Annotated in this window: 18 protein-coding genes; 15 read left to right on the forward strand and 3 right to left on the reverse strand. The window is 74.3% G+C overall.

Translation table 11 applies throughout. The annotated features are described in order from the left end of the window. Positions 1 to 150: 150 nt before the first annotated feature. Genes DQ240_RS00815 through DQ240_RS00835 form a run of 5 tightly spaced genes read left to right on the forward strand, consistent with a single transcriptional unit; the run spans position 151 to position 4,696 of the window. Positions 151 to 1,269: a TerC family protein gene (locus tag DQ240_RS00815; protein WP_113837740.1), complete on the forward strand. Its 1,119-nt coding sequence runs from the start codon at positions 151 to 153 to the stop codon at positions 1,267 to 1,269. After that, positions 1,266 to 1,820, forward strand: coding sequence for a hypothetical protein (locus DQ240_RS00820; protein ID WP_113837741.1), 555 nt, complete (start codon positions 1,266 to 1,268; stop codon positions 1,818 to 1,820). Before DQ240_RS00815 ends, DQ240_RS00820 begins: the two co-directional genes overlap by 4 nt. A gap of 11 nt (positions 1,821 to 1,831) precedes the next feature. After that, positions 1,832 to 2,932 carry a TerC family protein gene (locus DQ240_RS00825; protein ID WP_113837742.1) on the forward strand — a complete coding sequence of 367 codons (1,101 nt, stop codon included), beginning with the start codon at positions 1,832 to 1,834 and terminating at the stop codon, positions 2,930 to 2,932. Positions 2,933 to 2,957: 25 nt separating this feature from the next. Then, positions 2,958 to 4,373, forward strand: coding sequence for a PD40 domain-containing protein (locus DQ240_RS00830; protein ID WP_113837743.1), 1,416 nt, complete (start codon positions 2,958 to 2,960; stop codon positions 4,371 to 4,373). A gap of 32 nt (positions 4,374 to 4,405) precedes the next feature. Further along, positions 4,406 to 4,696: a hypothetical protein gene (locus DQ240_RS00835; RefSeq protein WP_113837744.1), complete on the forward strand. Its 291-nt coding sequence runs from the start codon at positions 4,406 to 4,408 to the stop codon at positions 4,694 to 4,696. Positions 4,697 to 4,698: 2 nt separating this feature from the next. Here the strand turns inward: DQ240_RS00835 and DQ240_RS00840 are convergent, their stop codons facing one another. Beyond that, complete coding sequence (locus DQ240_RS00840) at positions 4,699 to 5,367, reverse strand: MBL fold metallo-hydrolase (RefSeq protein WP_113837745.1); 669 nt, start codon at positions 5,365 to 5,367, stop codon at positions 4,699 to 4,701. 93 nt (positions 5,368 to 5,460) lie between these two features. On the opposite strand from DQ240_RS00840, the gene DQ240_RS00845 reads away from it, so the two are divergent. Next, positions 5,461 to 6,837, forward strand: a complete 1,377-nt coding sequence (locus DQ240_RS00845; RefSeq protein WP_233498382.1) for an amidase — start codon at positions 5,461 to 5,463, stop codon at positions 6,835 to 6,837. 70 nt (positions 6,838 to 6,907) lie between these two features. Next, the gene (gene uvrA, locus DQ240_RS00850; protein WP_113837747.1) at positions 6,908 to 9,799 is read left to right on the forward strand and encodes an excinuclease ABC subunit UvrA; all 2,892 of its coding nucleotides are present in this window, start codon (positions 6,908 to 6,910) and stop codon (positions 9,797 to 9,799) included. Between the two features lie 26 nt (positions 9,800 to 9,825). On the opposite strand, the gene DQ240_RS00855 is transcribed toward uvrA, so the two are convergent. Both DQ240_RS00855 and DQ240_RS00860 read right to left on the reverse strand, forming a co-directional pair. Then, positions 9,826 to 10,503: a response regulator gene (locus DQ240_RS00855; RefSeq protein WP_113837748.1), complete on the reverse strand. Its 678-nt coding sequence runs from the start codon at positions 10,501 to 10,503 to the stop codon at positions 9,826 to 9,828. Then, positions 10,500 to 13,007, reverse strand: a complete 2,508-nt coding sequence (locus DQ240_RS00860; RefSeq protein ID WP_113837966.1) for an ATP-binding protein — start codon at positions 13,005 to 13,007, stop codon at positions 10,500 to 10,502. The genes DQ240_RS00855 and DQ240_RS00860 overlap by 4 nt, the downstream gene beginning before the upstream one ends. A 290-nt stretch (positions 13,008 to 13,297) precedes the next feature. On the opposite strand from DQ240_RS00860, the gene DQ240_RS00865 reads away from it, so the two are divergent. The 8 genes from DQ240_RS00865 (at position 13,298) to yvcK (ending at position 22,209) form a co-directional block, all read left to right on the forward strand. Continuing rightward, positions 13,298 to 13,390 (forward strand): potassium-transporting ATPase subunit F, encoded by a 93-nt coding sequence (locus DQ240_RS00865; RefSeq protein ID WP_113837749.1) that lies wholly within the window; start codon positions 13,298 to 13,300, stop codon positions 13,388 to 13,390. Further along, positions 13,390 to 15,051 (forward strand): potassium-transporting ATPase subunit KdpA, encoded by a 1,662-nt coding sequence (kdpA, locus tag DQ240_RS00870; protein WP_113837750.1) that lies wholly within the window; start codon positions 13,390 to 13,392, stop codon positions 15,049 to 15,051. The genes DQ240_RS00865 and kdpA overlap by 1 nt, the downstream gene beginning before the upstream one ends. Beyond that, positions 15,048 to 17,102: a potassium-transporting ATPase subunit KdpB gene (kdpB, locus tag DQ240_RS00875; protein ID WP_113837751.1), complete on the forward strand. Its 2,055-nt coding sequence runs from the start codon at positions 15,048 to 15,050 to the stop codon at positions 17,100 to 17,102. Before kdpA ends, kdpB begins: the two co-directional genes overlap by 4 nt. Then, a complete protein-coding gene (gene kdpC, locus DQ240_RS00880) occupies positions 17,102 to 17,704 on the forward strand; it encodes a potassium-transporting ATPase subunit KdpC (protein ID WP_113837752.1) in 603 nt (200 codons plus the stop codon). The genes kdpB and kdpC overlap by 1 nt, the downstream gene beginning before the upstream one ends. A gap of 92 nt (positions 17,705 to 17,796) precedes the next feature. Continuing rightward, positions 17,797 to 18,105, forward strand: a complete 309-nt coding sequence (locus tag DQ240_RS00885) for a hypothetical protein (RefSeq protein WP_113837753.1) — start codon at positions 17,797 to 17,799, stop codon at positions 18,103 to 18,105. 152 nt (positions 18,106 to 18,257) lie between these two features. Beyond that, a complete protein-coding gene (gene uvrC, locus DQ240_RS00890) occupies positions 18,258 to 20,321 on the forward strand; it encodes an excinuclease ABC subunit UvrC (protein WP_113837967.1) in 2,064 nt (687 codons plus the stop codon). After that, positions 20,318 to 21,250: an RNase adapter RapZ gene (gene rapZ, locus DQ240_RS00895; RefSeq protein ID WP_233498383.1), complete on the forward strand. Its 933-nt coding sequence runs from the start codon at positions 20,318 to 20,320 to the stop codon at positions 21,248 to 21,250. Before uvrC ends, rapZ begins: the two co-directional genes overlap by 4 nt. Continuing rightward, on the forward strand, positions 21,250 to 22,209 hold the full coding sequence (gene yvcK / locus DQ240_RS00900; protein WP_113837754.1) for a uridine diphosphate-N-acetylglucosamine-binding protein YvcK: 960 nt from the start codon (positions 21,250 to 21,252) through the stop codon (positions 22,207 to 22,209). Before rapZ ends, yvcK begins: the two co-directional genes overlap by 1 nt. The last annotated feature ends 41 nt before the right edge of the window (positions 22,210 to 22,250 follow it).

A 22,250-nucleotide genomic window follows, 5' to 3' on the forward strand; every position in this document is an offset into this window, starting at 1 on the left:
ACGGTCTCGCCGTGGAGGGGAGTATCCCCAGCGGCAGTGTCGTCAGTACGAGGCCCCATGGCCTCCGGCGCTGCCGGTCGCGGGCCCCTCGGGCCGCGGCGGGAGAGACCTCCGGTACCGACACCCGTCTGTCGACCGGAGGAACTGCTCATGGACGTCCCCACCTGGGTGTGGGCCCTCACCGTCACCGGCATCGTCGCGATGCTCGCGTTCGACTTCGTGGGCCACGTGCGCACGCCGCACGCGCCGACCCTGCGCGAGTCGGCGATCTGGTCCGCCGTCTACGTCGGCATCGCCCTCGTCTTCGGGCTCGGCGTCATCTGGTTCGCCGGTGCCGAGTACGGCGGCGAGTACTTCGCCGGCTACATCACCGAGAAGAGCCTGTCGGTAGACAACCTCTTCGTCTTCGTCCTGATCATGGCCAGCTTCGCGGTGCCTCGTGAGCTGCAGCAGAAGGTGCTGCTGTTCGGCATCGCCTTCGCGCTGGTCCTGCGGACGGTCTTCATCCTGGTCGGCGCCGCCGCCATCGAGAACTTCAGCTGGGTCTTCTACCTGTTCGGCGCGATCCTGATCTACACCGCCTACGCGCAGGCGAAGAGCGGCGGTCACAGCGACGACCACTACGAGGAGAACGGCGTCCTGCGCCTGGTGCGCCGCGTGGTCCCGACCACCGAGGAGTACCACTCCGACAAGCTCGTCACGAAGGTCTCCGGCAAGCGCTACATCACCCCGCTGATGATCGCCCTCGTCGCCATCGGCAGCGCCGACATCCTCTTCGCCGTCGACTCGATCCCGGCGATCTTCGGGCTCACCCAGGAGACGTTCCTGGTCTTCACCGCCAACGCGTTCTCGCTGCTCGGCCTGCGTCAGCTGTTCTTCCTCATCGACGGCCTGCTCGACCGGCTGGTCTACCTGGCCTACGGCCTGGCCGTGATCCTCGGCTTCATCGGCCTCAAGCTGGTGATCCACGCGCTGCACACCAACGAGTTGCCGTTCGTCAACGGCGGCGAGCACGTGACGCTGATCCCGGAGATCCCGACCTGGCTCTCGCTGGCGGTCATCCTCCTCACGCTCCTGGTCACCACGGTGGCCAGCCTGGCCAAGAACCGGCGCACCGCCGTCGCGGAGGGCACCGCCGTCCCGGCCGACACGGACGGCAGGCGGGCTGCCGTGACCGGCGCCGGGACGACGGCCGGGGGCGCTGCTCCCGGCGAGGACCGGGACGTCGACCCCGTCGGCGCCGGCGAGGGCGCGCCGGGACCCCGGTGACGGCACCGTCGCTGGGGCGTCCGCGCCCGGCCGAGGGCCCGGGCGCCCGGCTGGCCACCGTGCTCCGGCTCGTCGACGAGCTCGACGACGTCACCCGCGCGGCCACCGACGTGGCCGCGCGGGTGGAGGAGGCCACCGGGCTGCGGCGGGGTGAGCTGGCCGCGCTGTCGGCCGTCGCCGACGGCGCCCGCTCCGCCCGGGAGGTGGGCCGGCGCTGCGGTCAGGCCGACGACGCCGCGGCGGTGACCACGGAGGCGCTGGTGCGCCGGGGGCTGCTCCGGCGCACCGGCCACCCGCGGGCGCCGTCCGGAGCGTCGGGCGGAACGGCGCTGGCGATCACCGAGGTGGGCCGCGTCGTCGTGCAGCAGGCCGAGGGCCTGCGCATCCGACTGCTGGACTCCGTGGTGGGTGCGCTCGGCCCCGACGAGACGGACCGGCTGCGTGCCGCCGTCCAGGCGCTGACCGGGGTGCTCGACGGGACTGCTGCCCCCCGCCACGCGGACTGTCGCGAAAACGACTCCCGGAAGGTCGCCGCCCGCCTCGGCCCGTAGAGTTCCCAGACGTGCACGAGCTCCCCGTCTGGTTCGAGGTCGCGACCTTCGTGGGGCTCACCGTCCTGCTGCTCGCGGACCTGCTCTACGTTGTCCGCCGGCCCCACGAGCCGTCCTTCAAGGAGGCCGGGCTCTGGGTCAGCTTCTACGTGTCGCTGGCGGTGGTGTTCGGCGCCGTCTTCTGGGCCATCACCGATGCCCAGTTCGCCACGGAGTTCTACGCGGGCTGGTTGACCGAGTACTCGCTCTCGGTCGACAACCTCTTCGTCTTCGTGATCATCATGGCGCGGTTCCGCGTGCCCCGGCACCTCCAGCAGGAGGTGCTGATGATCGGCATCATCATCGCGCTCGTGCTGCGCGGGATCTTCATCCTGCTCGGTGCCGCGCTGATCACCCGCTTCACCTGGGTCTTCTACATCTTCGGCGTCTTCCTCGTGTACACCGCGATCAACCTGGTGCGGCACCGCGGCGAGGACGAGGACTACGAGGAGAACGCCTTCATCCGGTCGATGCGCCGGGTGCTGCCGATCACGAGCGACTTCCACGGCGCCAAGCTGAGGGTCCTCGAGGGCGGCAAGAAGTTCTGGACGCCGATGATCATCGTCATCCTGGCGCTCGGCACCACGGACCTCGTCTTCGCGCTCGACAGCATCCCGGCGATCTTCGGCCTGACGAAGGAGCCGTTCATCGTCTTCACGGCCAACGTGTTCGCGCTGATGGGGCTCCGGCAGCTGTACTTCCTGCTCGGCGGCCTGCTGCAGCGGCTGGTCTACCTGTCGCTGGGCCTGGCCGTGATCCTGGCCTTCATCGGCGTCAAGCTGGTGATGGAGGCGCTGCACGAGAACACGCTGCCGTTCATCAACGGCGGCGAGCACATCGACGCGGTGCCCACCATCCCGATCTGGCTGTCGCTGACGATCATCCTCGGGGTCATCCTCGTCGCCACGGTCGCGAGCCTGATCAAGACCCGCGGGCAGTTCACGACGGCGCCGGACACGACCGAGGTCGCCGACAGCACCACCGCCGTCGGCCCGGCGGCGTCGGCCGAGGCGGAGTCCACCACCGCCGCGGCGGCCGAGGAGGCCGGCCGGGACGGACGTCCGCAGCGCTGATCCCCGCCCGCTAGCGTCGGCGCCCGTGCGCCCCGACGACCTCGCCCTCCTGCGCACGCCGGGCACCCCGGCGGTCGCGCCGGACGGGCGGATCGCGGTCGTCGCCGTGACCCGCCCCGACGTCGCCGGGAACGGGTACCGCAGCCAGCTGTGGGCGGTCCCCACCGACGCGTCGGCGCCGGCCCGGCCGCTCACCTCCGGCGGGCGGGACAGCGATCCGGCGTTCTCGCCGGACGGTCGCTGGCTGGCCTACCTGGCGGCCCTCGGCGACGGCGCGCCCCAGGTGCACGTCCTGCCGACCGCGGGCGGTGCTCCGCGCCGGCTGACCGACGCCCCGCTGGGGGCGGGGGCGCCCGTCTGGTCCCCGGACTCGCGCCGGCTGGCCTGGGCCGCGGTCCCCGGCGGGGCGCCGGAGCCGGATGCCCCGCGGCTGATCACCCCGCGCCGGCCACGGCCGGACGACCTCGGCCCGCTCGCCGACCGCCCCCTCCGGGTGCACGTCCTCGACCTGCCCGACCTGCTCGCTGACGACGACGCCCCCGTGCCGGTCCCCGTGCTCGTCGGCGACGCGGACCCCGACCCGGTCGCCCTCTGGCGCAGCAGGGACGGCGAGCTGGTGCGCGTCGCCCGGGGCGGTGCGGTCGAGCTGCGGCGGGCCCTCTCGAACGCCGACCCGGAGGTGCTGGTCGACGGCCCGTTCACGGTGCACGGCGCGGCGTGCGGCGGCGGGGTCGTCGTCGCCTCCGTCGGCCACGACGGGTCCGCGGGGGAGCTCATCGCGATCACCCCCGGTCGCCGGCGGCTGCTGACCGCCTTCGGCAGCGCGCTCGCGGCGACGGGGCGGGTGCACCGCGCGACCGCGGTCGGGGCGTCCGCTCCCGACGGGACGCCGGTGGACGGCCGGATCACCGTGCCGGCGGGGCCCGGTCCGCACCCGGTGCTCGTGCTGGTGCCCGACGACCGCCCCGGCTGGTCGCTGCAGGAGGACGTCCAGGTCGCCGCCACCGCCGGGGTCGCCGTCGTGCAGTGCGACCGGGCGGAGCCCGAGGCCGTGCTGGCCCTGCTCGACGCCGCCGTCGATGACCCGCGGCTCGACGCGGACCGGATCGGCGTGGCCGGGGGCGCGGCGGCGGTGGAGCTGCTCGGCCGCAGCGAGCGCTTCGCCGCCGCCGTCGTGGAGTTCGGACGCGTGGACGAGCCGCCCGCCGGAGCGGTCCCGGTGCCGACCCTGGTGCTGCACGGCGAGCAGGACCTCCGCGGTCCGGGAGTGGCCCTCCACGCCGCCCTCGAGCGCCGCGGTGTGCCTGCCGAGCTGCTGCTGTTCCCGCGCGGGGGCGCGGAGGTGGCCCGGACCGGCCGGCCGGCCGACCGCGTCGCCCGCCTCGAGCACCTGGTGCGCTGGTGGCGCCGCTGGCTGACCCCGGCGGCCGTCGTCGACTGACGCCGACGCCGGGCGACCACTAGCGTTCCGGCATGGCGCTCATCTACCCCGTCGCGGCCGACCTCCCCGAGCCGGAGGACGGCTCCGAGCCCGACTTCGCCGAGCTCGCCGCGGACCTCTCCGACACGTGGCTGGTGGAGGTGGCGGTGGAGGAGGACGGCGACGACGCCTGCTTCGGCCCGCTCACCGCCCGGGCCGCGTGGGACCTCGCCGTCGACGTCGACGAGCGCCGTCCCGACTGGCTGGTCTCCGTCGTGCCGCTGCACGTCGCCGGCACCGCCGACGAGCTGGTCGCCCTCTTCGACGAGGACGACGAGGGGTAGCGCTACCAGCCGCGGGCGCGCCACTCCGCCAGCGACGGGCGCTCGGCGCCGAGGGTGGTGTCGCCGCCGTGGCCCGGGTAGACCCACGTCTCGTCGGGGAGCGGGCGGAACAGCCGCTCCTCGACGTCGTCGAGCAGGCTGGTGAACCGCGCCGGGTCCTTCTGGGTGTTGCCCACCCCACCGGGGAAGAGGCAGTCGCCGGTGAACAGGTGCGGGCGGGTATCGCCGCGGCCGCGCCAGAGGAGGGCGATGCTGCCCGGCGTGTGTCCGCGCAGGTGGATCACCTCGAGGCTGTGCTCGCCCACCTGCACGGTGTCGCCGTGCTGCACGGGCCGCTCGACCGGCACCGGCAGGTCGGCGGCGTCGGCGGGGTGGGCGACGGTCAGCGCGCCGGTCGCCTCGACCACCTCGGGCAGCGCCCGGTGGTGGTCCCAGTGGCCGTGCGAGGTGACGACGGTGCGCAGGTCCGCGTCGCCGATCAGCCGCAGCAGCGCCTCGGCGTCGGTGGCCGCGTCGATGAGCAGCGCCTCGCCGGTGGCCTCGTCGCGCAGCAGGTAGGCGTTGTTGTCCATCTCGCCGACGGCGAGCTTGGCGACGGTCAGCCCGGGCAGCTCGCGGACGGCGGCCGGGCCCCCCACGCGGACGTCCCCGGTGTACGGATCGGCGCTCATCCTGACTCCCTCGGGGAACTGTCGGCGACCGCGGCTACGGTCCTGGGCATGGACGCTAGCGGAGGTCTGCCCGGCTCTCAGGACCGTCGCCTGGTGGGGCTCCCCGCCACCGAGCTGGCGGCCCTCGTGCGGTCGGGGGAGGTGACCGCGGTCGAGGTCGTCCGCGCCCACCTGGTCCACCTCGAGGCGGTCGAGCCGCGGATCGGCGCCTTCCGCGTGGTCCGCCGGGAGGCGGCGCTCGCCGAGGCCGCGGCGGTCGACGCGTCGCCCGACCGCGAGCGCCTCCCGTTGGCCGGGGTACCGGTCGCGATCAAGGACAACGTCGCGGTCGCCGGCGAGGTCGCGACCGACGGCTCGTCGGCGGGCCGGCCCGTCCCGGCGACCGAGGACCACGAGGTCGTCGCGCGGCTGCGGGCGGCCGGCGCGGTCGTCGTCGGCATCACCCGCGTGCCCGAGCTGTGCCTGTACGCCTCGACCGACTCCGCCGGTGCGGTCGCCCGCAACCCCTGGGACACCGCCCGCTCGCCGGCCGGGAGCTCCGGGGGCAGTGCGGCGGCCGTCGCGTCGGGGTCGGTGCCCCTGGCGCACGGCAACGACGGGATGGGCTCGCTGCGGCTGCCCGCCGCGGCCTGCGGCCTGGTCACGGTCAAGCCGGGCCGGGGTGTGCTGCCCGGCGGGATCGGCGCCGACGACTGGTCGGGCATGGCCGTGAACGGCGCGCTGACCACCACCGTGGCCGACCAGGCCCTGGCCTTCGCGGTGCTGGCGGGGGAGGAGCCCGCCCCGCCGACCGAGCCGGGCCGGCCGCTGCGGATCGCGGTGAGCCTGCGCTCCCCGGTCCAGGGGGTGCGCGCCGACCGCGCCGCGCGCCGGGCGGTCGAGGAGACCGCGGAGGTGCTGGAGGCTGCGGGGCACACGACCGTCCGGAAGGACCCGGTCATCCCGACCGACGCCGCCCTCGCCGCGCTGGTCCGCTGGTTCGCCGGCGCGGAGGACGACGCCGCCTTCCTCGGCCTGGACCGGGCGGCGCTCGAGCCGCGCAGCCGCACCCACGCCCGGCTCGGCCGGTGGGTCCGCCGGCTGGGGCTGGTCCGGCCGGGGCCGGTCGAGCGGTTCCGCGCCCGCACCGAGCGCTTCTTCGACGACGTCGACGTCCTGCTCATGCCCGTCGTGACCGGTCCGCCGCTGGCCGCGCGGCCGTGGCACGAGCGCGGCTTCCTCGCCAACGTGACGGCCAACGCACGGTGGGCGCCGTTCGCCTCGCCGTGGAACCTGGCGGGCGTCCCGGCGGCGTCCGTCCCGGCCGGCACCCGGCCCGAGGGGTGGCCCCTGGCGGTCCAGCTGGTCGGCCCCCCGGGTGCCGAGCAGCGACTACTCTGGCTTGCCGGAGAGCTGGAACGCGTGCGGCCGTGGCGCCGTCACGCGCCGGTCTTCGACCCCCTTGCGTCGCCGGCCGCGGCGACCGCCTGAGCAGCGGCGCTCCGTCCCGCTGACCCGGCCCCCGGCCGACCGCCCGAGCACACCGACCGACAGGACACCCATGGACCGCCTCGTCGTCCGCGGCGCCCGCGAGCACAACCTCAAGGACGTCGACCTCGACCTGCCGCGCGACGCGCTGATCGTCTTCACCGGCCTGTCCGGCTCGGGCAAGTCGAGCCTCGCGTTCGACACGATCTTCGCCGAGGGCCAGCGGCGTTACGTCGAGTCGCTGTCGGCCTACGCCCGGCAGTTCCTCGGCCAGATGGACAAGCCGGACGTCGACTTCATCGAGGGCCTGTCCCCGGCGGTCTCCATCGACCAGAAGTCGACCAACCGGAACCCGCGCTCGACGGTCGGCACGATCACCGAGGTCTACGACTACCTCCGGCTCCTGTACGCCCGCGCCGGCCAGCCGCACTGCCCCAACTGCGGCAAGCCGATCTCCCGGCAGACGCCGCAGCAGATCGTCGACCAGGTGCTCGCCATGGAGGAGGGCACCCGCTTCCAGGTGCTCGCCCCGGTGGTCCGCGCGCGCAAGGGCGAGTACGTCGACCTGTTCAGCTCGCTGCAGACCCAGGGCTTCTCCCGCGTCCGGGTCGACGGCACGGTGCACCCGCTGACCGAGCCGCCGAAGCTCAAGAAGCAGGAGAAGCACTCCATCGAGGTGATCGTCGACCGGCTCACCGTCAAGGAGAGCGCCAAGCGGCGGCTCACCGACTCGGTGGAGACCGCGCTCGGCCTGGCCGGCGGCCTCGTCGTCCTGGACTTCGTCGACCTGCCCGAGGGCGACCCGCACCGCGAGCGCACCTTCTCCGAGCACCTGGCCTGCGTGGACGACGGGCTGTCGTTCGAGGCCCTGGAGCCGCGCAGCTTCTCCTTCAACTCGCCCTTCGGCGCCTGCCCCGAGTGCACCGGCATCGGCACCCGCAAGGAGGTCGACCCCGAGCTCGTCGTCCCCGACCCCGGCAAGAGTCTGGCGCAGGGCGCGATCGCGCCGTGGGCCGGCTCGATGAGCAACGAGTACTTCACCCGGCTGCTCACCGGCCTCTCCCAGCAGCTCGGTTTCTCGATGGACGACCCGTGGGAGCGGCTGCCGGCCAAGGTGCAGAAGGCCGTCCTGCACGGCTCGCCGGACCAGGTGCACGTCCGCTACAAGAACCGCTACGGCCGCGAGCGCAGCTACTACGCCGCGTTCGAGGGTGTCCTGCCGTTCCTGGAGCGCCGGCACGAGGACACCGACAGCGAGTACATGAAGGACAAGTACGAGGGCTACATGCGGGACGTCCCGTGCCCCGTCTGCCACGGCACCCGGCTCAAGCCGGAGATCCTCGCCGTCAAGCTCAACGACCGGTCGATCGCCGAGGTGACCGGGCTGTCCATCGGCGAGGCGTCGGAGTGGCTCAACGCGCTCGAGCTGGGGGAGCGGGAGCGGGCGATCGCCGACCGCGTGCTCAAGGAGATCCAGGCGCGGCTGTCGTTCCTGGTCGACGTCGGCCTGGACTACCTGTCGATGGACCGGCCCGCGGCGACGCTGGCCGGTGGTGAGGCGCAGCGGATCCGGCTGGCGACCCAGATCGGCTCCGGCCTGGTCGGCGTCCTCTACGTCCTCGACGAGCCCTCGATCGGCCTGCACCAGCGGGACAACACCCGGCTCATCGAGACGCTCGTGCGGCTGCGCGACATGGGCAACACCCTCATCGTCGTCGAGCACGACGAGGACACGATCAAGATCGCCGACTGGGTGGTCGACATCGGCCCGGGTGCCGGGGAGCACGGCGGCGAGGTCGTGGTCAGCGGAACCGTCGACGACCTGCTCGCCAGCGAGCGGTCGCTGACCGGCCAGTACCTGTCCGGCCGCAAGGAGATCACCGTCCCGGCGAAGCGGCGGGAGCCGACGCCGGGCCGGGAGCTGGTCGTCAAGGGCGCCCGGGAGAACAACCTCAAGGGCGTCGACGTCGCGTTCCCGCTGGGGGTGCTCGTCGGCGTCACCGGCGTCTCCGGCTCGGGCAAGTCGAGCCTGGTCAACGACATCCTCTACACGGTGCTGGCCAACGAGCTGAACCGTGCCCGGCAGGTCCCCGGCCGGCACCGGACGATCACCGGCCTGGAGCACCTGGACAAGGTGGTGCACGTCGACCAGTCGCCGATCGGCCGCACCCCGCGGTCCAACCCGGCCACCTACACCGGGGTCTGGGACGCCGTCCGCAAGCTGTTCGCCCAGACCACCGAGGCGAAGATGCGCGGGTACCTGCCCGGCCGCTTCTCCTTCAACGTCAAGGGCGGTCGCTGCGAGGCCTGCTCCGGTGACGGCACGCTCAAGATCGAGATGAACTTCCTGCCGGACGTGTACGTGCCGTGCGAGGTCTGCAAGGGCGCCCGGTTCAACCGCGAGACCCTCGAGGTGCACTACAAGGGCAAGACGGTCGCCGAGGTCCTGGACATGCCGATCGAGGAGGCCGCGGACTTCTTCGCCGCCATCCCCTCGATCGCGCGGTACCTGCGCACCCTCACCGACGTCGGCCTCGGCTACGTGCGGCTCGGGCAGCCGGCCACCACGCTCTCCGGCGGTGAGGCGCAGCGCGTCAAGCTCGCCAGCGAGCTGCAGAAGCGCAGCAACGGCCGCAGCATCTACGTCCTCGACGAGCCCACCACCGGGCTGCACTTCGAGGACATCCGCAAGCTGCTGCTGGTGCTCCAGGGCCTGGTCGACAAGGGCAACTCGGTGGTCGTCATCGAGCACAACCTCGACGTGATCAAGAGCTGCGACTGGCTCATCGACATGGGCCCCGAGGGCGGGTTCCGCGGCGGCACGGTCGTGGCGGAGGGGCCGCCGGAGTTCGTGGCGTCGGTGCCGGAGAGCCACACCGGCCGGTACCTGGTGCCGCTGCTGGACGCCGAGGCGATCGAGGCGGCCGCCGCCCCGAAGAAGCGGACCCGCAAGAAGGCCAGCTGACCGGTCGACCCGGCCGGACGGCGCGGTCAGGGCGTGAAGCGGTAGCCCATGCCGGGCTCGGTGCGCAGGTAGCGCGGGTGCGCCGGGTCCGGCTCCAGCTTGCGGCGGAGCTGGTTGAGGTAGACCCGCAGGTAGTTCGTCTCCCGCTCGTAGGCCGGTCCCCACACCGCCTGCAGCAGCTGCCGCTGCCCGACCAGCCGCCCGGGGGCTCGTACCAGTTCGGCCAGCAGCCCCCACTCCGTCGGGGTCAGCCGGACCGGCTCGCCGCGCACCGTCACCTGGCGGGCGGCCAGGTCCACGCAGAAGTGCTCGGTCTCCACCACGGGCTCGCCGGGCCCGCTCCCGGCTCCCCGGCGGGACAGGGCCCGCAGCCGCGCGAGCAGCTCGCCCATGTCGAACGGCTTGGTGACGTAGTCGTCCGCGCCGGCGTCCAGCGCCTCGATCTTGTCCGTGCTGTCGGTCCGGGCCGAGAGGACGAGGACCGGCCCGGAGAACCAGGGGCGCAGCCCGGCCAGCACCTCCGTCCCGTCCAGGTCGGGCAGGCCGAGGTCGAGGACGACGGCGTCGGGATGCGCGGTGGCGGCCTCCTGCAGCGCCGTCCGCCCGTCGGCCGCCACCACGACCTCGTGCCCGGCCGCGCGCAGCGTGATCCGCAGGGCGCGCAGCAGCTGGGGGTCGTCGTCGACGACGAGGACCCGGCTCACGCGGCGGCCACCGGGACGGCCGCGGCGCGCAGGGACAGCACCATCGTCAGCCCGCCGCCGGGGGTGTCCTCCGCCGCGAGCGCGCCGCCCATGGCCTCGGTCAGCCCGCGGGCGACCGCCAGCCCCAGCCCGACGCCGTGCCCGCGGGGCGCGTCCCCGAGCCGCTGGAAGGGGGCGAAGACTCGCTCCCGGTCCGCCGGGGGCACCCCCGGCCCCCGGTCCACCACCCGCACCTCGACGCGGTCGCCCAGCGACCCGGCCCGCACGGTCACCGGCCCTTGCGGCGCGTGCCGGACCGCGTTGCCGACGAGGTTGGCGAGCACCCGCTCGAGGAGGCCGGGATCGGCCTGGGCCGCCGGCAGGTCGCCGGACCAGTCGCACGTGATCCGCGCCCGGTCGCCGGGGTCGAGCTCGTCCAGCGCCCGGTGCACCACCGCGGGGACGTCCGTGGCCACCAGGGAGGGGCTCACCGCCCCGCCCTGCAGCCGGCTCATGTCGAGCAGATCGTCGACCAGTGCGGTCAGCCGGTCGGCGGACTCGTCCACGGTGGCGACCAGCTCGTCCCGGTCGCCGGGGGAGAGGTCCAGGCCGCCGGTGCGCAGGGCCGACGACGCGGCCTTGATCCCGGCCAGGGGGGTGCGCAGGTCGTGGCTGACCGCGGCCAGCAGCGCCGTCCGCATGCTGTTGCCGGCGGCCAGCCGGTCGGCCTCGGCCGCCTGGGCGGCGAGCCGGCCGTGCTGCAGGGCGACGGCGGCCTGCTCGGCGAACGCCACGAGGACCCGCCGCTCACCGGCCCCCAGGCCCCGACCGCACCAGCGCAGCACCAGCCGGTCGGTGAGCCGTACCTCGTCGACCGCCGTCCCGCCGGGGTCCCCGCAGGAGCCGACGACGGTCTCGTCGCCGTCCCCCTGCTCGGCCATGGTCACCGACCGCAGCCCGAACGCCTCGCGGATCTGCTCCAGCAGGCTGGGCAGCGCCCGGTCCCCGGCCAGCACCGAGCGGGACAGCGATGCCAGCATGGCCGTCTCCGCCTGCGAGCGCGCCGCGGCGGTCGCCCGCCGTGCCGAGCGGTCGACCAGCGTCGCCACCGTCAGCGCGACGACGAGCCCACCGAGCAGCGCGACCACGTCCTCGAGCCGGTTGATGGTGAGCCGCCCGGTGGGGGAGACGAAGAACCAGTTCTCGGCCAGCCCGCCCAGCACCGCCGCGACCAGCGCCGGCCACAGCCCGCCGAGCAGGGCCACGCCCAGCACGAGCAGCAGGAACGCGAGGAGGACGACCGGGAGCGAGGCACCGGCCGCCAGGCTCAGCGCCGTCACCGCGGGCACCCCGGCGACGGCCAGGCCGAGGCCCAGCCACCGCCGGCGGGCGGTGAGCGCGCCGGTGAGCGGCGGCAGTCGCCAGCCCGGTGGCCCGGCCGCGGCGTGCGTGACGATGTGCACGTCGATCTCGCCGGCGCCGGCCACGACCTGCGCGCCGATGCCGCCGCGCACCGCGCGTGCCCACCGCGAGCGCCGACTGGTGCCGATCATCAGCTGCGTGGCCCCGACGCCGCGCGCGAACTCCAGCAGCGCCGGCGCGACCTCGCCACCGACCACCTGGTGGTAGGTGCCGCCCAGGCTGTCCACGAGGGCCCGCTGGGCGACGAGCTCGTCGGGGGAGGCCCCGGCCAGCCCGTCGGCGGCCAGCACGTGGACGGCGATCAGCTCGCCACCCGAGCGCTGCGCCACCCGCGAGGCGCGGCGGACCAGCGTCTCGCCCTCGGGCCCGCCGGTCAGCGCCACGACCACCCGCTCGCGGGCCTCCCACACGGAGTCGATGTCGTGCTCGGCCCGGTAGCGCTGCAGGCCCTCGTCGACCCGGTCGGCCAGCCACAGCAGGGCGAGCTCGCGCAGCGCGGTCAGGTTGCCGACGCGGAAGTAGTTGCCCAGCGCGGCGTCCACCCGCTCGGCCGGGTACACGTTGCCGTGCGCCATCCGGCGGCGCAGGGCCTCGGGCGACATGTCGACCAGCTCGATCTGGTCGGCCCGGCGGACCACCGCGTCGGGCACCGTCTCCTGCTGCGCGATGCCGGTGATCGACTCGACCACGTCGTTGAGGCTCGCCAGGTGCTGGACGTTCACCGTGGTGAGGACGTCGATCCCGGCGTCGAGCACCTCGTCGACGTCCTGCCACCGCTTGGCGTGCCGCGAACCCGGGGGGTTCGAGTGCGCGAGCTCGTCGATCACGACCACCTCGGGCCGCCGGGCCAGGACCGCGTCGACGTCGAGCTCGGCGATCGTCACCCCGCGGTGCGCCACCTGCCGCCGGGGCAGCACCTCCAGGCCCTCGAGCTGGTCGGCCGTGCGCGGGCGGCCGTGCGTCTCGACCAGGCCGACGACGACGTCGGTCCCGCGTGCCGCACGCCGGTGCGCCTCGCCGAGGACGGCGAACGTCTTGCCGACGCCCGGGGCGGCGCCGAGGTAGATGCGCAGCGTCCCGCGAGCGCTGCCTCCCGAGGTCATGCCGACCATGAGCGCCCGCTCCGGCGGGGGTCCGGCGGCGCGCGGCGTCAGGATCCCGTCAAGGAGTGAGGGTGCCGCGTCAGGAGCTCGTCAGGACGGCCGCCGGCGGGTCCGGGCGCTCCTAGCGTCCCGATCCGGTGCGGACGGCGAGGGGTCGTCCGCCGGGACGGATCGAGGGTCGTGCGTCGTGCGTGACGTGGTGTTCGTGCTGCTGACGCTGGGGGTCTCCGGACTGCTGGCGCTGGCCGCACGCGGGGTGGAGCGGCTGGTGGGCGACCGGTGAGGAACCGATGAGCGACATCGCGCAGTGGGTCGGGCTCGGCGTGGCGGCGGCCCTGGTGCTGTACCTGCTCGCCGCGCTGCTGCTCCCGGAGCGGTTCTGATGAGCGACACCGCCTCGGGGTGGCTGCAGGTGGCGCTGCTCGTGGCCGCGCTCGTCGCGGTGCACCGACCGCTCGGCGACTGGATGGCCCGGGTCTTCACCGACGCGCGGCACTGGCGGGTCGAGCGGCTGGTGTACCGGGCGGTGGGCGTCGACGCCGGCACGGAGCAGCGCTGGCCGGTGTACCTGCGCAGCGTGCTGACGTTCTCCGCGGTCGGCGTGCTGTTCCTCTACCTGCTGCAGCGGGTGCAGGGCCGGCTGCCCTGGTCCAACGGGATGGCGGCGGTCGAGCCGTCCTCGGCGTGGAACACCGCCGTCAGCTTCGTCACCAACACGAACTGGCAGGGCTACGCCGGCGAGTCGACGATGGGCCACCTCGTCCAGATGGCCGGCCTCGCCGTGCAGAACTTCGTCTCGGCCGCCGTCGGGATCGCCGTGGCGATCGCGCTGGTCCGCGGGTTCGCCCGCACCCGCACCGACGTGCTGGGCAACTCCTGGGTCGACGTCACCCGGGCGGTCACGCGGATCCTGCTGCCGCTGTCGGTCCTCGGCGCGGTCGTGCTGGTGCTCGGCGGCGTCGTCCAGAACCTGTCGTCGGGCACCGACGCGACGACGGTCGCCGGCGCCACCCAGTTCCTGCCCGGCGGGCCGGTGGCCTCCCAGGAGGTCATCAAGGAGCTCGGGACCAACGGCGGCGGCTTCTACAACGCCAACTCGGCGCACCCGTTCGAGGGCCCGAGCGCCTGGGTGTCGCTGTTCCAGGTCTTCCTCATCCTGCTGATCCCCTTGACACTCCCGCGCACCTTCGGGCGGATGGTCGGCGACCGGCGGCAGGGCCTGGCGATCGCCGGGGTGATGGCCGCCCTGGCCGCGGCGTCGCTGGCGCTGACGACCTGGGCGCAGGCCCGGGCCGGAGGAGCGGCGACCCAGCTGGCCGGTGCGGCGCTGGAGGGGCAGGAGGTCCGCTTCGGGAGCCCGCTGTCCTCGCTGTTCGGCGCCGCCACGACGCTCACCTCGACCGGCGCGGTGAACTCGATGCACGACAGCTACACGCCCGCCGGCGGCCTGCTGACGATGGCGAACATGATGCTGGGCGAGGTCGCGCCCGGCGGGGTCGGCTCGGGCCTCTACGGGATGCTCGTGCTGGCGCTCGTCACCGTGTTCGTCGCCGGGCTGATGGTCGGGCGGACGCCCGAGTACCTGGGCAAGAAGCTCGGCCGCCGCGAGATGACGCTCGCCTCCCTCTACGTGCTCGCCACGCCCACGCTCGTGCTGGTCGGCACCGCGGTCGCGATGTCCACCGACGCCGGACGCGGATCGATGCTCAACGACGGCCCGCACGGGCTGTCGGAGGTGCTCTACGCCTTCACCTCGGCGGCGAACAACAACGGCTCGGCCTTCGGCGGGCTCTCGGCGAACACCACCTTCTACGACGTCGCCCTCGGCCTGGCCATGGCGTTCGGCCGCTTCCTGCCGATCGTGCTGGTCCTGGCCCTGGCCGGTCGGCTCGCGAGCCAGGGCCGCGCCCCGGCGACCGCCGGGACCCTCCCCACCCACCGGCCGCTGTTCGCCGGTCTCCTGGGCGCCGTCGTCCTCGTGGTCGTCGGCCTCACCTACCTGCCCGCGCTCTCGCTCGGGCCGATCGCGGAAGGACTGTCATGACCACCGCACTGGAGCGCCCTCCCGCGCCCGCGGGGGAGCCGCGGGCACCCCGGCGGCCGGAGGTCCGGTGGGGACCGACGCTGGCCGGCGCCGTCCGCAAGCTGGACCCGCGCGGCCTCGTCCGCCAGCCCGTCGTCTTCGTCGTGTGGGTCGGCTCGGTCTTCTCGACCGTGCTGGGCATCGCCGAGCCGTCGGTCTTCGGCTGGCTGGTCACCGGCTGGCTGTGGGCCACCGTGCTCTTCGCCAACGCCGCCGAGGCGGTGGCCGAGGGCCGCGGCCGGGCCCAGGCGGCCACGCTGCGCGCGGCCCGCACCACCACGGTCGCCGTCCGGCCGGACGGCACCGAGGTGCCCGCGGCGGACCTGCGCCCGGGTGACCGCGTCGTCGTCGTGGCCGGCCAGGTGGTCCCGGGGGACGGCGACGTCGTCGAGGGCATCGCCAGCGTCGACGAGTCGGCCATCACCGGGGAGTCCGCGCCGGTGATCCGCGAGTCCGGCGGCGACCGCTGCGCGGTGACCGGCGGGACGACGGTGCTGTCGGACCGCATCGTCGTCCAGATCACCAGCCGGCCGGGGGAGACCTTCGTCGACCGGATGATCGCCCTGGTCGAGGGCGCCGAGCGGCAGCGGACGCCGAACGAGATCGCGCTGAACATCCTGCTGAGCTCGCTGACGATCGTCTTCCTGCTCGCCGTCGTCACCCTGCAGCCGCTGGCGCTGTACTCCGGTGCCGGGCAGTCGACGATCGTGCTCATCGCCCTGGTCGTCTGCCTCATCCCGACGACGATCGGGGCACTGCTCTCGGCCATCGGCATCGCCGGGATGGACCGGCTGGTGCAGCGCAACGTGCTGGCCATGAGCGGCCGCGCCGTCGAGGCGGCCGGCGACGTGAACACCCTGCTGCTGGACAAGACGGGCACCATCACGCTCGGCAACCGGCAGGCCGCCGAGTTCGTGGCCGCCCCGGACGTCGACGAGCGGGAGATGGCCGACGCCGCTCAGCTCGCCTCGCTGGCCGACGAGACGCCGGAGGGGCGCAGCGTCGTGGTGCTCGCCAAGCACCGGTACGGCCTGCGGGAGCGGACCGACCTGCCCGGGGCGGAGTTCGTCCCGTTCACCGCGCAGACGCGCATGAGCGGCGTGGACCTGCCCGACGGCCGGACGCTGCGCAAGGGCGCGGCCGGCGCCGTCACCGGCTGGGTGCGCGCCCTCGGCGGCACGGTGGCCACGGAGGTGGGCGACGTCGTCGACGGCATCTCCGCCGCCGGCGGGACCCCGCTCGTCCTCGCCGAGCACGGCCCGGCCGGTGCCCGGGTGCTCGGGGTGATCCACCTCAAGGACGTCGTCAAGGCCGGCATGCGGGAGCGGTTCGACGAGCTCCGCCGGATGGGCATCCGCACCGTGATGATCACCGGCGACAACGAGCGCACCGCCCGCGCGATCGCCGCCGAGGCCGGCATCGACGACGTGCTCGCCGAGGCCACCCCCGAGGACAAGCTCGCTCTCATCCGGCGCGAGCAGGAGGGCGGCCGGCTGGTCGCGATGACCGGCGACGGCACCAACGACGCCCCCGCGCTGGCGCAGGCCGACGTCGGCGTGGCCATGAACACCGGGACGACCGCGGCCAAGGAGGCCGGGAACATGGTCGACCTGGACTCCGACCCGACGAAGCTGATCGAGATCGTGGAGATCGGCAAGCAGCTGCTGATCACCCGCGGATCGCTGACCACCTTCTCGATCGCCAACGACCTGGCGAAGTACTTCGCGATCCTCCCGGCGATGTTCGCCGGCTCCGTCCCCGGGCTCGCGGCGCTGGACGTGATGCGGCTGGCCTCGCCCGAGTCGGCGATCCTCTCCGCCGTCGTGTTCAACGCGCTGGTGATCGTGGCCCTCGTGCCGCTCGCCCTCCGGGGCGTGCGGTTCCGGCCCGGTCCGGCGGAGGCGGTGCTGCGCCGCAACCTGCTGGTCTACGGCATCGGCGGCGTCCTCGCCCCGTTCGCCGGGATCAAGCTCATCGACCTGCTCGTCTCCCTCCTCCCCGGGATCGCGTGATGCCTGCCCTGCGCTGGGGCCGCCAGCTGGTGGCCGCCGTCCGTCTGCTGCTCGTCGCCACCGTCGTCCTCGGCCTGGGCTACCCCCTGGCCGTCACCGGCATCGCCCAGTTCGTCGCGCCCGGGCGGGCCGACGGCTCGCTGGTGGAGGTGGACGGCGAGGTGGTGGGCTCGTCCCTGATCGGCCAGGCGTTCACCGACGCCGACGGGGCACCGCTCCCGCAGTACTTCCAGACCCGCCCTTCGGCATCGGGCTACGACGGCGCCGCGTCGGGCGGTTCCAACCTCGGACCCAACTCGGCCGAGCTCGCCGACCTCGTCCAGCAGCGCCGGGCGGCGGTGGCGGCCTTCAACGGCGTCGACCCCGCGGACGTACCGCCGGACGCGGTCACGGCCTCGGCCTCCGGACTGGACCCGGACATCTCGCCGGCGTACGCGGCGATCCAGGTGGACAGGGTGGCGCAGGCCCGCGGGCTGGACGCCGGCACGGTCCGGCGGCTGGTGGCCGACGCGACCGCCGGCCGGGACCTCGGGTTCGTCGGGGCGCCGCACGTCCGGGTGCTGGAGCTGAACCTGGCGCTGGACCGCGCAACCGGCCGTTGACGCCGATGACTTGTGAGAGACATCACGTGGGCGTATCGTCGCTTGTGACTGACGTCACCAGGGCACGTCTGTGCCCGTGCGAGGAGGCCGCGATGAGCGCACTCACTCCCGACTGCGACCCCGACATGAGCCACTGCGGGCAGCCGTGGCAGGGCAAGGGCAAGCCGGGGTCGGGTGTCCTCTCCGCCGTCGTGCTGGTGGCGGTCCTGGGCCTGTCGGTGCTGGTCGTGACCAAGGACGTCGTCGCGGACGCGTTCGACTTCGCGGCCGTGCCGATCGGGCTGCTCGCGGCCGTGGCGCTCACCCGCCGCGCCGTCCGCCTGGCATCCCGGGGCGCTGCCGCGGTCGCCGCGCACGTGCCCACCGCCGTCGCCGTGCGGCGGTCCCAGCCGGTCGGCTGACCGCCGACACCACCTGACCTGCGCACCGGGGAGCGGGGCCCGACGGGCCTCGCTCCCCGTCGTGCGTCCCGTCGCCGGCCGGCTGTGACGGGTGGGACGGACGGGTCCGCCGGGGGGACGACGTGTCGTCCCCGCGACCTAGTGTGGAGGGCATGCCCGACCCGTCCTCGTACCGCCCAGCGGTCGGCAGCATCCCGGAGAGCCCGGGGGTCTACAAGTTCCGCGATCCCAACGGCCGCGTCATCTACGTGGGCAAGGCCAAGAGCCTCCGCCAGCGGCTGAACAGCTACTTCGCCGACATCGCGGGCCTGCACCCGCGCACCCGGCAGATGGTCACGACCGCGTCCAGCGTCGAGTGGACCGTCGTCGGCACCGAGGTCGAGGCGCTGCAGCTCGAGTACAACTGGATCAAGGAGTTCGACCCGCGGTTCAACGTCCGCTACCGCGACGACAAGAGCTACCCGTCGCTGGCCGTGACGCTCAACGAGGAGTTCCCCCGGCTGCAGGTCATGCGCGGCCCGAAGCGCAAGGGCGTGCGCTACTTCGGCCCGTACGCGCACGCCTGGGCCATCCGGGAGACGCTCGACACCCTGACCCGCGTCTTCCCCGCCCGGACCTGCAGCACCGGGGTGTTCAAGCGGGCCGGCCAGATCGGCCGCCCGTGCCTGCTGGGCTACATCGGCAAGTGCTCGGCGCCGTGCGTCGGCCGGGTCAGCCCCGAGGAGCACCGGGCGATCGTCGACGACTTCTGCGACTTCATGGCCGGCCGGACCGACGCCATGGTGAAGCGCCTCGAGCGCGAGATGGCCGAGGCCGCCGAGGCGATGGAGTACGAGAAGGCGGCGCGGCTGCGCGACGACCTGGGCGCCCTCAACCGGGCGATGGAGAAGCAGGCCGTCGTCCTCGGTGACGGCACCGACGCCGACGTCGTCGCCTTCGCCCAGGACGACCTCGAGGCCGCCGTCCAGGTCTTCCACGTGCGCGGCGGCCGGGTCCGCGGCCAGCGCGGCTGGATCATCGACAAGGTCGAGGAGATCGGCACCGGCGAGCTCGTGGAGCAGTTCCTCCTGCAGGTCTACGGCGGGGTCGACGAGCAGACGGGTGTCGCCGAGGCCGGGGAGACGGTGCCCAAGGAGGTGCTCGTCCCCGAGCTGCCGGCCGACGCCGACGTCTACGAGGAGCTGCTGAGCGAGCTGCGCGGCAGCCGGGTGAGCCTGCGCGTGCCGCAGCGGGGGGACAAGCGCTCCCTGCTGGAGACGGTGGAGCGCAACGCCAAGGAGGCGTTCGTCCGCCACCGGGTCAAGCGCTCCAGCGACCTGACCGCGCGCTCGCTGGCGCTGGCCGAGCTCCAGGAGGCCCTGGAGCTCCCCGAGGCGCCGCTGCGGATCGAGTGCATGGACGTCTCCCACGTCCAGGGCACCAACGTGGTGGCCTCGATGGTGGTGTTCGAGGACGGCCTGGCCAAGAAGTCCGACTACCGCCGGTTCTCCGTCACGCACGGAACCGACGACACCGCGGCCATGGCCGAGGTCGTCCGCCGCCGGTTCGCCCGCCACCTCAAGGAGGAGGCCGACCGGCAGGACGAGCAGGGGATCGCCGCGGAGGAGGGCCGGCCGCGCCGGTTCGCCTACCCGCCGAACCTGCTCGTCGTCGACGGCGGCGCCCCGCAGGTGGCCGCGGCCGCCCGGTCGCTGGACGAGCTGGGCGTCGTCGACGTCGCCGTCTGCGGGCTGGCCAAGCGCATGGAGGAGGTGTGGCTGCCGGGGGAGTCCGACCCGGTGATCCTGCCGCGCACCTCGGAGGCGCTGTACCTGCTGCAGCGGGTCCGCGACGAGGCGCACCGCTTCGCGATCACGTACCACCGGCAGAAGCGGTCGGCCAGCATGCTGGTCTCCCTGCTCGACGACGTCCCGGGCCTCGGCGACACGCGCCGCAAGGCCCTGCTCAAGAGGTTCGGCTCACTGAAGCGGCTGCGCGCCGCCACGCTGGAGGAACTCATGGAGGTGCCCGGCATCGGCCGGCGGACGGCGGAGGCCGTCCTGGCCGCGGTGGCCGAGCCGGAGGTGGGGGAGGCGGCGGAGGCGGAGCCGGTCGAGACCACGCTCGGCCCGGACGGCCCCGCCGAGCTGGGCTCCCCCCGGCCCGACGCCGGCGGGACCGCCGAGGTCGGCAAGGTGGACCTCGCCGGATCGGGCGTCGCCGGGGTGGCCTCGTGAGCGTGCCGCCCCAGGGCAGCGGCCCCCAGCGGGACGTCGCGCCGCCGCTGGACCCCGCGAGCACCGAGACCGCGCCGCTGGACGTCGTCGTCGTCACCGGCCTCTCCGGCTCCGGCAAGAACACCGTCGGGCGGGTGCTGGAGGACCTCGGCTACTACGTCGTCGACAACCTCCCGCCGGCCCTGCTGCAACCGATGGTGGAGCTGGGCGCCCGGGGCGACCTGCGCCGCTTCGCCGCCGTCGTGGACGTCCGCAGCCGCGCCTTCTCCAGCGACCTGCAGGAGTCGATCAGCGCGCTGGACACGGCCGGGCACCGGCCGCGGGTGCTGTACGTGCACGCCCGCGACGAGGTCCTCGTCCGCCGCTACGAGTCCAACCGCCGCGAGCACCCGCTGCAGGGCAGCGGCCGGCTCGTCGACGGCATCGCCGCCGAGCGGGCGCTGCTCACCGGCATCGCCGGCGACGCCGACCTGTGGGTCGACACCAGCGATCTCAACGTCCACCAGCTGCGCGCCACCCTGGAGAACGCCTTCGCCCGCGAGGGGCAGACCCCGCCCCTGACCGCGACCGTGCTCAGCTTCGGCTTCAAGTACGGCCTGCCGCTGGACGCCGACCTGGTCGTGGACGCCCGGTTCCTGCCGAACCCGCACTGGGTCCCGGAGCTGCGCCCCCGGACCGGCCAGGACCCGGACGTGCGCGACTACGTGCTCGGGCAGGAGGACGCCGCACCCTTCCTCGACCGCTACGTCGACGTGCTCCGGCTGCTCATCCCCGGCTACCGCCGCGAGGGCAAGCGCTACCTGACCCTCGCCGTGGGCTGCACCGGCGGGAAGCACCGCAGCGTCGCGATCGCCGAGGAGTTCGCCCGCCGGCTGGCCCTCGACGGCGTCCAGGCCGTGGCGCAGCACCGCGACCTGGGGCGCGAGTAGTGGGTCGGCCCGACGCGCCGCCGCGGGTGGTGGCCTTCGGCGGCGGCCACGGCCTGGCCGCCGCCCTCGGCGCCTGGCGGCGCCTGACGCCGGAGCTGACGGCGGTGGTCACCGTCGCCGACGACGGCGGGTCCTCCGGGCGCATCCGGCGCGAGATGCCCGTGCTGCCGCCCGGGGACCTGCGCATGGCCCTCGCGGCCCTGGCCGGAGACGACGAGCAGCGCTCGGAGATGACCGAGCTGCTCCAGCACCGCCTGGGCGGCTCCGGGGTCCTCGCCGGGCACCCGGTGGGCAACCTCGTCCTGACCGGGCTCACGGAGCTGCACGGGGGCGACACGGTGCGGGCCCTGGACAGCCTCTGCCGGCTGCTGGGCGCCTGCGGACGGGTGCTGCCGATGGCGGACGTCCCCCTCGACCTCGTGGCCCGGGTGGAGACCGTCGACCCGGACGACCCCGCGCGCACCCGCACCATCCGCGGGCAGGCGGCCATCGCCTCGACCCCCGGCCGGGTGCGCGACATCCTGGTCTCGCCGGCCGACCCGCCGGTGCACCCCGCGGTGCTGCAGGCGATCGCCACCGCCGACGTCGTCTCGCTCGGCCCCGGCTCCTGGTACACCTCGGTGCTCCCGCACCTCCTGGTGCCCCGGCTGCGGGCCGCGCTGGCCGCGACCCCGGCCCGGGTGGTCGTCGTGCTCAACCTCGAGCCGCAGCCGGGGGAGACGGACGGGTTCTCGCCGGAGGAGCACCTGCGGGTGCTCCAGGCGCATCTGGGCGGAGTGGCGCTGCACACCGTGGTCGCCGATGTCGACTCGGTGGTTGACCGCTGTGGTCTGCTGTCAGCGGTCCGCGCGTGCGGCGCCGAGCTCGTCCTGGCCCCCGTGGCCGAGCCGGGCGGTGCGCCGCGGCACGACCCCGAGCGCCTCGCGACGGCGCTGGCGGACGTGCTCGGGCCACGGTGACGGATGGCGGCACGGGGCGGGGTACCGGGAGGATCACGTTC

The organism is Blastococcus sp. TF02A-26 (assembly GCF_003319125.1).
Taxonomy (GTDB): domain Bacteria; phylum Actinomycetota; class Actinomycetes; order Mycobacteriales; family Geodermatophilaceae; genus Trujillonella.